At 35.5% G+C, this 15105-nt stretch carries 13 protein-coding genes and 1 tRNA gene; 7 read left to right on the top strand and 7 right to left on the bottom strand.

The features are described from left to right. The first annotated feature begins 74 nt into the window (after positions 1-74). A complete protein-coding gene (locus ACZ2G0_RS09775; RefSeq protein ID WP_300287556.1) occupies positions 75-431 on the top strand; it encodes a cupin domain-containing protein in 357 nt (118 codons plus the stop codon). 75 nt (positions 432-506) lie between these two features. Here the strand turns inward: ACZ2G0_RS09775 and ACZ2G0_RS09770 are convergent, their stop codons facing one another. Further along, positions 507-1814 carry a M28 family peptidase gene (locus ACZ2G0_RS09770; protein ID WP_470307469.1) on the bottom strand — a complete coding sequence of 436 codons (1308 nt, stop codon included), beginning with the start codon at positions 1812-1814 and terminating at the stop codon, positions 507-509. A 201-nt stretch (positions 1815-2015) separates the two neighbouring features. After that, positions 2016-3299, bottom strand: a complete 1284-nt coding sequence (gene rocD, locus ACZ2G0_RS09765) for an ornithine--oxo-acid transaminase (protein ID WP_470307468.1) — start codon at positions 3297-3299, stop codon at positions 2016-2018. Between the two features lie 227 nt (positions 3300-3526). On the opposite strand from rocD, the gene ACZ2G0_RS09760 reads away from it, so the two are divergent. From ACZ2G0_RS09760 to ACZ2G0_RS09745, 4 genes are all read left to right on the top strand, one after another. Continuing rightward, positions 3527-3979 carry an Lrp/AsnC family transcriptional regulator gene (locus ACZ2G0_RS09760; protein WP_470309841.1) on the top strand — a complete coding sequence of 151 codons (453 nt, stop codon included), beginning with the start codon at positions 3527-3529 and terminating at the stop codon, positions 3977-3979. A gap of 24 nt (positions 3980-4003) precedes the next feature. After that, the gene (locus ACZ2G0_RS09755) at positions 4004-6205 is read left to right on the top strand and encodes a penicillin acylase family protein (protein WP_470307467.1); all 2202 of its coding nucleotides are present in this window, start codon (positions 4004-4006) and stop codon (positions 6203-6205) included. 116 nt (positions 6206-6321) lie between these two features. Beyond that, positions 6322-7095: a dienelactone hydrolase family protein gene (locus ACZ2G0_RS09750; RefSeq protein ID WP_470307466.1), complete on the top strand. Its 774-nt coding sequence runs from the start codon at positions 6322-6324 to the stop codon at positions 7093-7095. 31 nt (positions 7096-7126) lie between these two features. Next, positions 7127-8143: a M28 family peptidase gene (locus tag ACZ2G0_RS09745; RefSeq protein WP_470307465.1), complete on the top strand. Its 1017-nt coding sequence runs from the start codon at positions 7127-7129 to the stop codon at positions 8141-8143. Between the two features lie 103 nt (positions 8144-8246). Here the strand turns inward: ACZ2G0_RS09745 and ACZ2G0_RS09740 are convergent, their stop codons facing one another. The 5 genes from ACZ2G0_RS09740 to ACZ2G0_RS09720 form a co-directional block, all read right to left on the bottom strand. Beyond that, complete coding sequence (locus tag ACZ2G0_RS09740; RefSeq protein ID WP_470307464.1) at positions 8247-8576, bottom strand: YegP family protein; 330 nt, start codon at positions 8574-8576, stop codon at positions 8247-8249. A 183-nt stretch (positions 8577-8759) separates the two neighbouring features. After that, positions 8760-8835: transfer RNA gene (locus tag ACZ2G0_RS09735), tRNA-His, on the bottom strand. Between the two features lie 74 nt (positions 8836-8909). Continuing rightward, complete coding sequence (gene bshB1 / locus ACZ2G0_RS09730; RefSeq protein ID WP_470307463.1) at positions 8910-9626, bottom strand: bacillithiol biosynthesis deacetylase BshB1; 717 nt, start codon at positions 9624-9626, stop codon at positions 8910-8912. 100 nt (positions 9627-9726) lie between these two features. Further along, the gene (locus ACZ2G0_RS09725; protein WP_470307462.1) at positions 9727-10788 is read right to left on the bottom strand and encodes an isochorismate synthase; all 1062 of its coding nucleotides are present in this window, start codon (positions 10786-10788) and stop codon (positions 9727-9729) included. After that, complete coding sequence (locus ACZ2G0_RS09720) at positions 10788-11225, bottom strand: PaaI family thioesterase (protein WP_470307461.1); 438 nt, start codon at positions 11223-11225, stop codon at positions 10788-10790. Before ACZ2G0_RS09720 ends, ACZ2G0_RS09725 begins: the two co-directional genes overlap by 1 nt. Before the next feature lie 198 nt (positions 11226-11423). On the opposite strand from ACZ2G0_RS09720, the gene ACZ2G0_RS09715 reads away from it, so the two are divergent. Together ACZ2G0_RS09715 and ACZ2G0_RS09710 are read left to right on the top strand one after the other, a co-directional pair. Continuing rightward, positions 11424-12938 carry a hypothetical protein gene (locus ACZ2G0_RS09715; RefSeq protein ID WP_470307460.1) on the top strand — a complete coding sequence of 505 codons (1515 nt, stop codon included), beginning with the start codon at positions 11424-11426 and terminating at the stop codon, positions 12936-12938. 231 nt (positions 12939-13169) lie between these two features. Beyond that, positions 13170-15002: an endonuclease gene (locus ACZ2G0_RS09710; RefSeq protein WP_470307459.1), complete on the top strand. Its 1833-nt coding sequence runs from the start codon at positions 13170-13172 to the stop codon at positions 15000-15002. Positions 15003-15105 lie beyond the last annotated feature (103 nt).

Raw genomic sequence — 15105 nt, 5'->3', positions numbered from 1 at the left:
TTTTTATACTTTACAAATAAAGCTCTTTTAATCAGAGAAAGGAAAAACGGCTATAAAACTAAAAATAAATCGAAATGAATGTAACCGAAGCGTTAGAAAAGGTAACTACTTATTTTTCACCAAAGATACTGGGAGAGGTAAATGACCAATACATAAAGGTGGCGAAAATAAAAGGGCAAGATTTACCATGGCACAATCATGAAAATGAAGATGAACTATTCTACATCGTATCCGGCACCCTTTTGATGGAAATCGAAAATGAACCAGCATTTGATATGAACCAAGGCGATCTTTTTGTAGTAAAAAAAGGAGTTAATCATCGCGTATCAGCGGTCGAAGAATGTTCTATTATGCTAATTGAATCCAAGACGACGGAGCATACTGGAAAAGTAAAATCAGCGATAACAAAATCAATTGAGGACCAAAAATAATACAGTTGGTTCTCTCATGATAACAAACTCATAAAAAAAGGCTTCATTTTCATGAAGCCTTCAGCTATTAATTTTCTATTTACGCAATGCAGTAGTATCCACCCTTGTTGGTGTGTCTTTTCCGCTAATGATGGACGATGAACTAATTGCTATTGCTTTGATAATTTCAGTCATATTAACCATGTCTAATGTTCCTATTTCGTCACTTGCTTTGTGATAGTTTGGTTCATTGTCCATTTTTGAAGTCGAAATGGTATGTGCTGGTACACCTAGCCTCGCCAAAGTTGCATTGTCAGATCTGTAAAACAATTGCTGCTCAGGATACGGATCTGGATAAAACTTAAAAGCAGAACCTTCTAAATTCTTTTGTAAAATGGCACCCATAGACGATTTTTCAAAACCGGTAATATAGGCTGAATTATTTCCCCATTTAGAGTCTGTTCCAATCATTTCTAAATTAAACATAGCCACAACCTCATCAGGATTTAGCTGTTTAGAAAAATGCTGAGAACCGTACCCTCCTATTTCTTCGGCTACAAAAGCAGTAAAAATAATGGAACGCTCGTTGTTATTTAATTTTTTAAAATACTCCGCTAAAATCATAACAGCAGTTGTTCCTGCGGCATCATCATTGGCTCCGTTATAGATAGAATCCGTACTGCCATGCTTTTCACCTTCTTGAGGCGAACCAATTCCTAAATGATCGTAATGTCCGGAAAAAATAACATATTCATTTGGTTTAGTTTTTCCTTTCAAAACTCCTACTACATTATTTAGCGCTTTCTTTACAACTTCATTAGTTCCGTCTACCTTAAAAGTAGTTGCATCAGCAACTCCAAAAACAAATACCACAGTGTTTGTACTAGGAGTAGCAGCCATTTGGTTCATGTGCTTGATATTAGACATGAATTTTTCAAAAGAGGCATCTACTAAAACAAGTAGGTTTTTATCCGAACGATAATATTCATAAAACTTAGGTCCAAATTTATCTCCAGCCTTAATTTTTACTATTTCCATTTCAGATCCGTTGCTAAAAGAAAACTGAGGCTGATACGAAAAAGAAACAATAGCATCTGTACTGATTTCTTTGCCATCTATTGTTACAGTGGCAGTTTTTCGTTGCGATTCGGTCATAAAAAACGATTGCTTGTAATCTTTGGCACCGTTTAGTGTTTGCAAACCTATTTTTTTAAACTCCGTTTCAATATAAGACGAAGCTTTATCGATGCCGGGAGTAAAAGCTCTACGACCTTGCATATCATCTGCAGCCAAGATCTTCTCTACTTCGGTTACTTTTTTAACATTGATTATTTTATCAATTGATTGCGCTTGTAATGCAAAATTGGAGCAAAGTACAAGAGCGGAGTACATTATTTTTTTCATATCTTAAGGTTGGTTATAAAGTTGTCACGATGATTAGAGTAGCAAATCTAAATTGTGTTACGTGAAAACGGAAATATTTTGACACAATAGTAAAATAAAAAAATAGCATTTAATAGGGACCGCCACAAATAATGCGGTAAAACAGAAAAATCCCAAAATCATTTAACTGACTTTGGGATTCTTCACTTTACTATCTATTTCTTATTTAAAGTCGTTCAGCGCTTTTTCAATAATAGCCAAACACTCTTTTATTTCATTTTCTGTTATTACTAAAGGCGGTGCAAAACGTATTTTGTTACCGTGAGTAGGTTTTGCCAAAAGACCGTAATCTCTAAATCGCAAGCAAATTTGCCAAGCTAAGTCTGATTCCTCGTCACAATCGATAACAATTGCATTTAGTAATCCTTTCCCTCTTACCAAACTAATTAAAGGATTTTTAGCAGCAATAGCATTCAAACCATCTCTTAAAATGATACCTAAACGCTCTGCATTTACAGATAAATTCTCGTCTTTAACTACTTCTAATGCAGCAATGGCAACGGCAGCTGCTACAGGGTTTCCACCAAAAGTCGAACCGTGTTGACCAGGCTTAATCACATTCATGATTGCATTATTCGCTAAAACAGCCGAAACAGGATAAACACCACCCGAAATTGCTTTTCCTAAAATAAGAATATCTGCCTTAACCTCTGGTTTGTTCTCACAACCATTGGTACAAGAACAGTTTCCGCAAGTAGCTAATAATCTTCCCGTACGGGCGATTCCTGTTTGCACTTCATCTGCAATAAAAAGCACATTATGAGCAGCGCATAACGCTTTGGCCTTAGCCAAATAACCTTCGCTAGGCACATAAACTCCAGCCTCACCTTGGATTGGTTCTACTAGAAAACCAGCAATATTGGGACTAGATTTTAAAGCCGCTTCTAAAGCATCCGTATCATCGTAAGGGATTTTTATGAATCCTTCGGTAAATGGTCCAAAACTCTTGCGCGCTGTTTCATCGTTAGAGAAAGAGATAATAGTGGTTGTTCTACCGTGAAAGTTGTTTTCACAAACAATGATTTGCGCTTGATTTTCAGGAATTCCCTTTACTTCGTACGACCATTTTCTACACAATTTCACTGCTGTCTCAACCGCTTCAGCACCTGTATTCATTGGTAAAACCTTATCAAAACCAAAATACTTTGTTACGTATTCTTCAAAAACTCCCAATTGGTCGTTATGAAAAGCACGTGACGTCAAAGTCAATGTTTGCGCTTGTTTTACCATAGCACCAACAATTTTTGGATGACAATGTCCTTGATTAACTGCTGAATAAGAAGATAAAAAGTCAAAATACTTTTTTCCGTCAACATCCCAAACATATACACCTTCTCCTTTTTCTAGAACTACCGGTAAAGGATGATAATTATGAGCTCCATATTTATTTTCTTTTTCGATTAGCTCTTGTGATTTTAAAGAAAGAGTAGCATTTGAATCTTGCATGAGTTTGTATTTTAAACGTTAGAATACAAAAATATAACTATTTATTTATTTTAAAGTACTTTTCGCGATATTTGACTTTAAAAAAGTATAAAAAAGTCACTATTTAAAAATATAAGTATTATAAAAGTCAAATTAATTTATTTTAATTCAAAATCATATCCTAAATGATAAAAATAACTCCTATATTTATCTCTAATTAGGACAAAATCAGCAAAATGCACACCATGATTGACACTTTAGACCCATTTGACATCAAAATTATTAAAGAACTAGAGAAAGATGGTCGGATGCCCTACTCCGCTATTGCTACAAATTTAAAGATATCGAACACTATGGTGCACCAACGCATCAATAGATTAATGGAGCAAGGTGTCATTACTGGAATTAAACCTATAATCAACGAAAAGAAAATTGGTTATGATTGGGGTTCGTTTACCGGAATTAGTTTAAATAAAGATGAAGATTCGTCCCGAATTATTGAAGAACTTAAAAAAATACCCGAAGTAACAGAGTGCTATTACATTACTGGATCCTACACTTTATATATCAAAATTATTGCGCGCGATCATGAACACATGCGCAAGCTATTGTACGATAAAATAGATGTCATCCCAGGTATTGCAAAAACCGATTCTATGATTGAATTAGGCTGTGCCTTTAAAAGAAATATTTCTTTATAAAATATAATTGATAACCAAAACCAAATGAAAAAATACCCTAACCACTTATTTTTAGCATTCCTTTTTATTGCTTTTAGCTTTACTGTTGATGCTCAAAAAATGAATACCAAAGAAATCAATCGGCTTGAGAAACTAGCCCAACAGGTCACCATTATTCGAGACAATTGGGGAATTCCTCATGTTTACGGTAAGACTGATGCTGATGCTGTCTTCGGATTACTTTATGCCCAATGTGAAGACGATTTTAAACGGGTCGAACTTAATTATATCGAAAAACTAGGTCGTCTAGCTGAGATTAAAGGTCAAAGTGTTTTGTACAATGATTTAGAAATACGTTTATTAATCGATGAGAATGACGCAAAAGCGGATTATAAAAAAGCGGCTCCCTGGCTTAAAAAATTACTAGATAGTTATGCGGATGGAATCAATTTTTACATCTACAAACATCCTGAGGTACAACCAGCACTTTTGACCCATTTTGAACCTTGGTACCCGTTACTTTGGACGGACGGAAGCATTGGTGCAATTAGTACAGCAGGATTGACAACAGGAGAACTTAAAACTTTTTATTCTGGCAACAGTGATAAAGTGGCTTATGTAGCCCGAGAAACCGAAGTACAGACTGGATCAAATGGTTTTGCTTTGGCTCCAGCCAAAACAGCTTCGGGAAATTCTATTTTATACATCAATCCACACACTACTTTTTATTTTAGACCCGAGGTTCAGGTACATAGTGAAGAAGGATTGAATGTTTATGGTGCAGTAACCTGGGGGCAATTTTTTATTTACCAAGGTTTTAATGATTACTGTGGTTGGATGCACACGTCCTCTAACGTGGACGTAGCGGATATGTATGCCGAAAAAATTGTTCGCAAAAAAGACCAATTATTCTACGAATACGATTCCAAATTAGTGCCTGTTCTTGAAAAAAACATTACCATCAAATATTTGCAAAACGGAAAGCTAATTGCAAAAACTTTTAAAACCTACGCTACAAATCACGGTCCTATCATGGCGCAAAGAGACGGAAAATGGATAAGTCTAAAATCCAATAACCGTTCGATGGAAGGACTTGTTCAAAGTTGGGTTCGAACCAAATCGAAAGGACTAGAGGACTATAAAAAAGCGATGGATTTAAAAGCAAATACCTCAAATAATACTGTATTTGCGGATAGTAAAGGAAATATTGCTTACTGGCACGGAAATTTTTTACCTATTCGAAATCCTAAATTAGACTGGTCAAAAGTGATGGATGGAACAACATCAGCCACAGAATGGAAAGGCTTACATGCCGTTTCAGAGTCGGTACATTTGTACAATCCTAGCAATGGCTGGTTGCAAAATTGCAATTCTACTCCTTTCTCTGTGTCTGGCTCTGATAGTCCTAAAAAATCGGATTATCCGTTTTATATGGCTCCCGATGGAGAAAGTTTTAGAGGTGTTAATGCCATACGATTGCTTAGTAAAGGGGAAAAGTACACCTTAGACAAAATCATTGCAGATGGATACGATAGAAAACTGTCCATTTTTGAAGTATTGATTCCGGCCTTAATCAAGAGCTTTGACCAAGAAATTAAAAATGGAAATTCACAATTTGCTACTTTAGCAGAGCCTATTTCAATTTTAAAACAATGGAATTACTATGCTGAGGAGAATTCGGTTGCTACGACATTGGCCAATGAATGGGCTTTTAAATTAGATCCAATATTAAGAAAAACATACACTAACGAAGGCGAGAGCGATCAGGTTGAAAACACCTATTTATTTGCACAAACCGCAACTGCAGTCCAACTTTTACCACAACTTCAAGAAGTGGTAAAGGAGCTAACTAGCAAATTTGGCAGCTGGCAAATTCCGTGGGGTACTCTTAATCGATTCCAAAGACAAACCGGCGCTATAGACTTAACCTATAATGATGCAGCATCCAGTTTACCAATTGCCAATGCTTCCTCGCTATGGGGTTGCCTACCTGCTTTTAAAAGTAATTACCAAGAAAATAGCTCGCTACGATACGGAAGCAGCGGTAACAGCTTTGTTTGTGCGGTAGAGTTTGGTCCAAAAATTAAAGCAAAATCACTACTTGCAGGAGGTAATAGCGGAGATCCTAAATCCAAACATTTTAGTGATCAATCCGTCATGTACCAAAAAGGACAATTTAAAGATGTATTATTTTATAAGGAAGATGTTCTAAAAAATGCAGAGCGAAATTATCATCCTGGAGAATAGCACCCACTTTTACTTCGTTAAATAATATATAAATAGGAAGGCTTTAATAGATTCATTTAAAAATAATATTCATTAATAACCATTTATTTCTGATATTTACATAAAATTATTTAAACATGAAGAACATAAAATACTTACTTATTGGAGTACTTATTTATTCCAGCAGTACTATGGCACAATTAAAAGCAGTGGTTTATCAAGATGGAGCCCAAATTCTTAATGGTTTCGCAATTGCTCCTGCTACCAAAAGCAGTCAAAAACCAGGTATATTAATACTTCCTGCTTGGAAAGGAATTGATAAAGCATCTAAAGATATAGCAACCGACTTATCTAAACTAGGTTATTACTCCTTTATAGCTGATATTTATGGCGAAGGCAATTACCCAAAAGACAATACCGAAGCAGGGAAAAGTGCAGGCTTTTACAAAACAAATTATAAAGAATACCAAAAAAGAATTTCATTAGCATTAGACCAACTGATTAAGGCGGGAGCTAACCCTGATAATATTGTGGTAATTGGTTATTGTTTTGGAGGTACTGGCGTACTTGAGGCAGCTCGAGGCCATTTGAATGTAAAAGGAGTGGTTTCATTTCACGGCGGATTAGGCAGGGATAAAACAAGAGTCAACACACCTATTACTGCTAAAGTTTTAGTATGCCACGGAGCAGATGACTTTTTTGAATCAGCGGAGGAAATTGCATCCTTTCAACAAGAAATGCGAGACACAAAAGCAGATTGGCAAATGATTTACTATGCTGATGCAGTACACGGTTTTACGAATCCTGAGTATGGTAACGACAAATCTACTGGAGTTGCTTACAATTCTACAGCAGCAAAACGCTCTTTTGAGCATTTAAAACTTTTTCTAAATGAAGTTTTAAAAAAATAAACTAATTCAAAAACAACTATAAATTAATTTAATGAAAAAATTATTAGGCCTTTTAGTATTTACCGCAGCAGTTTCTTGCTCTGGTACAAAAGCAGTGGTAAGTGTAGATAATTCTGACCCAACAAAATACATGAACAGCATTACAGCAGATGAACTTAAAACACATTTGTACATTGTAGCTTCTGACGAAATGGAAGGAAGAGAAACGGGTTCAGCAGGTCAAAAACGAGCTGGTGAGTACATGATTAATCAATACAAGAAAGAAGGCATTGGTTTTCCAAAGGGAGCAACTAGTTTTTATCAAGCAGTTCCTGCAGCTTTTTTGAACAAAAACAGTAGACAAAAATTAAATGACTCTGAAAATATTTGGGCTTACATCGAAGGTTCTGAAAAACCAGATGAAGTATTGGTAATTTCAGCTCATTACGATCACGTAGGTGTGAAAAACGGAAATGTATATAATGGAGCTGATGATGATGGATCAGGAACTGTAGCGCTATTAGAAATTGCTCAAGCATTTCAAAAAGCAAAAAACGAAGGTCACGGACCTAAAAGATCTATCCTTTTCTTGCACGTAACAGGAGAGGAACACGGATTACTTGGATCTCAATATTACTCTGAAAACCCTTTGTTTCCAGTTGCAAATACCATTACTGATATCAATATAGATATGATTGGACGACGCGACAAGGAGCATGCCAATAGCAACAACTACGTTTATTTAATCGGTGCTGACCGCTTATCATCGGATTTAAATACAATTTGTATGGAGGCTAACGATAAGTACATTAAAATGGACTTAGATTTAAAATACAATGATCCTAAAGATCCTAACCATTTTTATGAGCGTTCTGATCATTACAATTTTGCGAAATTTGGAATTCCGTCTGTTTTCCTTTTTAACGGAGTACATGCGGATTACCACCAAAAATCAGATACTCCAGATAAAATTGAGTATGATGCTTTAACTAAAAGAGCACAACTAGCTTTTACTATTGCTTGGGAACTGGCAAATAGGGAAAACAGACCCGTAGTAGACAAAAAATAACGGTTTCTATCCCAAAAAAAAGAGCTTTGAATCACTTCAAAGCTCTTTTTTATTATACTATATTTGATCAATAATAAAGGCTCTGCTTTATTAAATTGATTTTTTATAAATCTTCTTTAGTTTCAGCTTCAGGTGCGTTTTTCTTTACTGATTCAATTCCATTATCACGTGAGGCTACTGATTCATACAATTCACTGTTTCCAATAATCTGACCATTCGTAGCTTTTAAGTTAAAATAGGGTTTGCCATTTTTAGACTCCAATTTATCAAAACGAGTGTCAACTTGCGAATTCTTTTTTACTGATTCAATTCCGTTTAAACAAGCCGCTTTAGTCGTATAGCCTTCACTTGCTAAAATAACTTGACCATTACCCGCTTTCAAGACAAATTGAAATTCATCATTTTTTCTTTTAGTAATTAAAAATGTTCCCATAAATATAATTGGTTTTAGTTTAGTAGACAGGAATACCATTAGTAAAATACTGCCTAGTTGCATTTTGCCTTACTAAATTATGAAAATATTTACAACTTTCAAAAAATAATCTAAAATAAGACTTTAGCGTTTCATTTAAGGGTACAAAAAAAGCCTCTCATTTCTGAGAGGCTTTTGCTTTCTGGGTGGAAGACGGGGCTCGAACCCGCGACCCTCGGTACCACAAACCGATGCTCTAACCAACTGAGCTACAACCACCATTTGCTTAGCGGTGGCAAAGATACAACATAAGTTTAGTTCTCCAAATATTTTTTTAAAAAAAAATCAGCAATTTTACTTCAAATCTGCTAAGCTATTGACTGCCAAATATCTTTCAACCGTAAATCCTTCAGCATGCTCTACTCCTACTAATCGTCCAAAGTCTCTTGATCTATAATTTAAACTTTCTAGGAAGTTTTTTGATGAAATTGGCGATTCAGGCTCTTTGGAATTCGGATCATAAAATTGAGAGCTATAAGCCAAAATAGACGCAATCTTTTTATCGGTAAAGCCAGTTATGTCTACCACAAAGTCAGGCACTATATTTTTCCATTGAATATAATGATAAACAAGTTTTGGTCGCCAAGCTTTTTGTAGTACACCATCAATTTCTGTTTCAATTTTAATTAAACCAGATAAAAAACAAGCATCAGACACTAACTTGCTTCCTTTACCATGGTCAATATGGCGATCATCTACAGCATTGCACAATACAATCTCAGGCTGGTATTTACGAAGCATTTTAATAACTTCTAGTTGATGCTTTTCGTCATTGACAAAAAAGCCATCACGCATTTCCAAATTTTCACGAACCTTGACTCCAAGAATATTTGCAGCAGCAGTAGCTTCTTGATCTCTAATTTCCGCCGAACCCCTCGTACCCAATTCACCACGAGTTAAATCAATTATTCCTACCGTTTTCCCTAAGGATATCTCTTTTAAAATAGTTCCTGAACAACCCAATTCTACATCATCAGGGTGCGCTCCAAACGCTAATATATCTAGTTTCATTTCTTTCATTTTTTATCATCCTATAGTGAAACAAGCGAATTTGATACTGGCATCACTATTTGTAGAAGTTTGTGTTTTTATTTTAATTTTTAAGTACTCATTAAGATAAAGCACGTTTCATCGTTACTGATTTATTACGGCTTTCCTCCCACTCTTTTTCTGGGACACTCTCTTTGGTGATGCCGCAACCAATGTAAATATGAGCTTGATTGCTTTCAATCTCCATGCATCGTAAATTTACAAATAAATCAGAGATGGAAGCATTATTTACATCCTTACTACTCAGTTCACCTAAAAAACCTGTATAATATTTCCTATCGTAACCCTCATTTTTAAGTATAAACGCTTTGGCATCTTCCTTAGGTAAACCACAAACTGCGGGCGTAGGATGCAATAATTCAACGATCTGCTTTAAATTTGTATCGGGGTTAAAAACTGCATTAATTGTGGTCTTGATATGCCAAACTAGTCCTGCTTTTACGTTAAAAGGTGGAGAAACCATAACTTCTGACACCTTACTTTTTAACTTGTCTACAATATAATCGGTGACAAATTGCTGTTCTTCTTGCTCCTTTGCCTGCCATTTTATTTGGGTAGCACCCGCATCTTTTTGTGTTCCTGCCAAGGCCACTGTTTCAAAACTTTTCCCGTCAGACTGTATTAATTGTTCAGGAGTTGCACCCAACCAAGTTCCGATTTTAGGGTGAAAAAAACAATATACAAAAGCGGTAGGATACAATTGAAGCAATCTTTGAAAGGTCACAAGCAAATCAAATTCATTTAAAGAGACTGTCTCTTTTCGAGACAAAACTACTTTTTTAAAATTATTACTAGAAATCGCATCAATACCCGACTGCACAAGCGTTTCAAAATTTTTCTTTTCGCTTGTATTTTGATGCTCAATTATTTTCTCTTCAGGTTCGAAACCAGAAAAATCTTTATCAAAAGTAATCCTATCCGAAAGACCTTCGGGAATTAACGCTTTCGAGTTACCATCAAATGATGCAAATAAAAAACCACTTTCCTTAAAATCAGATGTAGCGTACAAACGATCATCCTGCTGCAGAAGCCCTACAACTTTAGAGCTATTTGGTTTGCAGTACACTACTAAAGGTAATTGCTGCTCTAGATGATCCTTGATTTTATCAAAATGTAAATTCATTATTTCTCTTCCCTTTTTCTTTTTGGTAAAACCATATTCGTTAGTTTACACACTGAAATCAAATTATCGTTTTCATCCGTAATCTTTATTTCCCACAAATGAATACTTTTTCCTTGATGTACAATTCTGGCAGTCGCCGTTACTATACCGTTTCGTTTCGATTTTACATGATTGGCAGCTATCTCTATTCCACGAACTTCACTAATTTCAGTGTTAACAAATAAAAAGGAAGCTGCGCTACCAACGCTTTCCGCCAAGGCAACAGTGGCTCCTCCATGTAATAATCCCATTGGTTGGTGAACGGAGGAATTCACAGGCATTGTAGCTACTAAAAAACCTTCGCCAGCATCCACATATTTTATATTTAAAGTCTCCATTAAGGTATACTTGGAAACTTCGTTGCAGTAGTTTAAAATTCTTTCTTTATCAAATATCATCTTGTACTTTTTAATTCGGTAAATTTAACAAAAACAAGGTGATTTTAAGAGTAAAACAGTTGTTATTATAATGCCAAAATCCGACGGTAATCCTAATTATGTTGTATAATTCATCCATTTAATCTTTAAATAAATCACAATTTTGATTTCTTATCAATTAACTATTGTTTTTTCCTATTTTTACTAAAAATAATTACCATGCGTCATTTCTCACTTCTAATAATTCTCGGCTTAATTGTTACTTTAGGTTCTTGTCGGGCTGATTTTGAAACTGTCCCAAGTACCGGAAGTCTCGTTTTTTCGCGTGACACCGTCTATCTTGATACTGTTTTTTCTAACATTGGATCAAGTACCTATCGCTTAAAAGTGTACAATAAATCTAAAAATGACATCAATATACCCTCTATCAAACTTGGAAAAGGCTTAAATTCTAAGTACCGCTTGTCTGTAGATGGTTTGCAAGGAAATGCTGGAAAATCATTTACTAACGTTGAAATATTAGCAAAAGATAGTTTGTATATATTTATTGAAACAACCGCTAATATTGCCGATGCAAATGCTACGGATCTTTTATATACCGATCAAATAGAATTTGACAGTGGAGCTAATTTACAAACTGTAGAGCTCGTTACACTCATTCAAGACGCTGTTTTTCTGTATCCGAAACGATTGTCAGATGGTACAACAGAAAGTTTACCAATAGGTCAAGAAAAAATATATGGTTTTTACCTCGACGAAAATGATCCTATAAATGGGAATGAATTGCATTTTACGAAAAACAAACCTTACGTAATTTATGGTTATGCCGCCGTTCCCTCCAACAAAACTGCTCTTTTTGATGCAGGATCTAGAGTTTACTTTCATGCTAACTCAGGAATAATTGTTAGCAATAAAGCCTCTTTACAAATCAATGGAAGTAATTCGACTACAGCGAATTTGGAAAACGAAGTCATTTTTGAAGGAGATCGGTTAGAGGCCTTATATGATGATGTCCCAGGACAATGGGGCGCTATTTGGCTTACGAGCGGTAGCACTAATAACAGCATTAATCACCTAACGATTAAAAATGCAACCATAGGTTTATTGATTCAAAATAATGACGGCACCACCCTATCATTAAAAAACACTCAAATCTATAACTGCGCTAATTATGGGATATTGGCTCAAACCGCTTACATTAATGCTGAGAATGTAGTCATAAATAATGCGGGTCAAGCAACCTTGGCGTGTAGCTATGGTGGAAAATACCAATTCAAACATTCAACCTTTAATAATAACTGGAATAGCTCTAATCAAGTTGCGGTCACCCTCAACAACTTTAGTACCGGAGCCATTCCTGAATCGAAGGATCTTGAGGCAGCAACCTTTACTAACTGTATTATTTATGGTACTTATACAAACGAACTATATTTGAATAAAAAAACAACTGCTGCTTTTAATTATCAATTTATTAATTGCTTGCTAAAACAGGAGGCTTCAAGTACCAATCCGTTGTACCAATTTGCAACTGATGCAGTACATTATTCCAATATCATTTTAAATCAGAATCCGAAATTTTTAAATAGTACTCTTAATAAGCTCAACATCGACGCATCATCTCCTGCGGTAGGGAAAGCTAATCCCAACTTTATAATTCCAATAGATATAATAGGAAATACAAGATCAACACCACCTGATTTAGGTGCGTACCAAAATAAACCCTTTCCAAAATAATACTCTTATATTGGAATTAACCTACAATAAAACATTATATTAAGAAAATAAACTAAATATCCTTACTTTTCTCACAATAAAATAGAAAAATACTCAAAATTAGTAACTATTTGTTAACATAAGCTATTTCATAAATAAGTACGTTTGCGCTCAAATTCAACCAAAATTCAAAAAATTCCGTCTTTTTGAATAGTAAGTATTTTAACCAAAACCAACAAACTACTACCATTTATGAAACACATTTACTCTTTCTTTTTTTTATTGTTTTTTACAGCAGCCATTGCGCAAATTCCAACCGGGTACTACACCACGGCGACAGGCAGTTCCTATACTTTAAAAACACAGCTTTACAATATCATTAAAGGTCATACTGATAATGGTTATAATGGATTATACACTACGTACCAAACCTCTGACGTAGATAATTTCTATGAAAATGACGGATCGGTTTTAGATATGTATTCTGAAAAACCAAATGGAGTTGATCCCTACAATTACAGCACTACGAGTACCCAACGATGTGGTACTTATGCTAAGGAAGGAGACTGCTACAACAGAGAACATATTATACCACAATCTTCATTTAGTTCTGCCGCACCCATGGTTTCAGATGCACACTTTATTACCCCAACAGATGGGAAAGTAAATGGGCAACGATCTAATTATCCGCACGGGACTGTTGGAACGGCAACCTGGACTTCTTTGAACGGGAGCAAGTTAGGCTCGAGCGCTGTTTCAGGATATACCGGGACTGTTTTTGAACCAATTGATGAATTTAAAGGTGATGTAGCTAGGATGTATTTTTATTTCGCTACTAGATATGAAACTACTATTGCTGGATATGCTTATCCTATGTTTAACGGGACTTCAACGCAAGTCTTTACTACTGCTTTCTTGAATATGTTACTAGCATGGAATGCATTAGATCCAGTAAGCCCTAGAGAAATTGCAAGAAACAATGCTATTTACGCAGCTCAAAACAATAGAAACCCGTACATCGACCATCCTGAATATGTACAAAGAGTTTGGAACCCAACAGCAGATACGCAAGCACCAAGCACCCCAACTAATTTAATTGCTTCGGGAACAACGCAAACGACAACTAACCTATCTTGGACAGGGTCTACTGATAATGTGGGTGTAACGGGATACAACTTATATCAAGGTAGTACTTTGAAAACTACTATTACAAGTACATCAACAACTATTACCGGTTTAGCAGCTGCAACTGCTTACACTTTTTCAGTGAAGGCAAAAGATGCTGCAGGAAATATATCGGCCTCTAGTTCTACCTTAAATGTCACGACATCGTCACCAGCTGGGACCACGACTGACCTATTGTTTTCAGAATACATTGAGGGCAGCGGGAATAACAAAGCACTTGAAATTTCAAATGCGACGGGTTCGTCTATAAATTTATCGATCTACAGTGTTAAAAAGCAAACCAATGGAGCGGGTGCTTGGAGTACAGGAATCGCCTTGAGCGGAACTTTGGCAACAGGTAAAAAATTCACGATTGTAAACAGTGCAATTGCTTCAACATGTTATTCTACGAACTCAGCAAATATTTCAACTGCTGCTACTGAAATGACTTTTAATGGTAACGATGCCGTTGGTTTATTTAAAAATGGAGTCCTTATTGATATTATCGGAACTTTTAATGGTGGCACCGCTAATTTTGCCGCTGATGTAACCTTGAGACGAAAAGCAACAGTAACTGGACCAAAAACCACTTTTAATCTTAGTGCCGATTGGGATTCTTATTCAGCTGATACTTGCAGTAATCTAGGAAGTAAACCAGCTGCTAAAGAGGGTAAAACAGTCATAGCTTCAGATGAAAAATTAATTGCAATTTATCCTAACCCATCGCATGGTGTGTTCACAATCTTGAGTTCTAATAATGAATTCTCTGTTGAAATATACAACCTTCTTGGGCAAAAAGTTTTTGAGCAAAAAGCAATCATCGGTAGCAGCGAAATAAATTCAAACCTTAACCAAGGAATCTATCTCGTTAAAATCACAGACGCCACAGAAACATCGATTAAAAAAATCATTATCAACTAGTTGATGAAAAAATAGAACAATTTAAAAAGCGGCAATTATGCCGCTTTTTTTATTAGAAATTTAAATGATAAATGACTAAATTTGCGCATCAATACAACAAACT

The sequence above is a fragment of the Flavobacterium sp. KKT103 genome (assembly GCF_055640565.1).
This window is presented reverse-complemented; position numbering and strand designations above follow the sequence as displayed.

Coding starts and splice junctions, on each gene's coding strand:
- ACZ2G0_RS09775 (WP_300287556.1), top strand. CDS start 75: ATGAATGTAACCGAAGCGTTAGAAAAGGTAACTACTTATTTTTCACCA.
- ACZ2G0_RS09770 (WP_470307469.1), bottom strand. CDS start 1,814: ATGAAAAAAATAATGTACTCCGCTCTTGTACTTTGCTCCAATTTTGCA.
- rocD (WP_470307468.1), bottom strand. CDS start 3,299: ATGCAAGATTCAAATGCTACTCTTTCTTTAAAATCACAAGAGCTAATC.
- ACZ2G0_RS09755 (WP_470307467.1), top strand. CDS start 4,004: ATGAAAAAATACCCTAACCACTTATTTTTAGCATTCCTTTTTATTGCT.
- ACZ2G0_RS09750 (WP_470307466.1), top strand. CDS start 6,322: ATGAAGAACATAAAATACTTACTTATTGGAGTACTTATTTATTCCAGC.
- ACZ2G0_RS09745 (WP_470307465.1), top strand. CDS start 7,127: ATGAAAAAATTATTAGGCCTTTTAGTATTTACCGCAGCAGTTTCTTGC.
- ACZ2G0_RS09740 (WP_470307464.1), bottom strand. CDS start 8,576: ATGGGAACATTTTTAATTACTAAAAGAAAAAATGATGAATTTCAATTT.
- bshB1 (WP_470307463.1), bottom strand. CDS start 9,626: ATGAAACTAGATATATTAGCGTTTGGAGCGCACCCTGATGATGTAGAA.
- ACZ2G0_RS09725 (WP_470307462.1), bottom strand. CDS start 10,788: ATGAATTTACATTTTGATAAAATCAAGGATCATCTAGAGCAGCAATTA.
- ACZ2G0_RS09720 (WP_470307461.1), bottom strand. CDS start 11,225: ATGATATTTGATAAAGAAAGAATTTTAAACTACTGCAACGAAGTTTCC.
- ACZ2G0_RS09715 (WP_470307460.1), top strand. CDS start 11,424: ATGCGTCATTTCTCACTTCTAATAATTCTCGGCTTAATTGTTACTTTA.
- ACZ2G0_RS09710 (WP_470307459.1), top strand. CDS start 13,170: ATGAAACACATTTACTCTTTCTTTTTTTTATTGTTTTTTACAGCAGCC.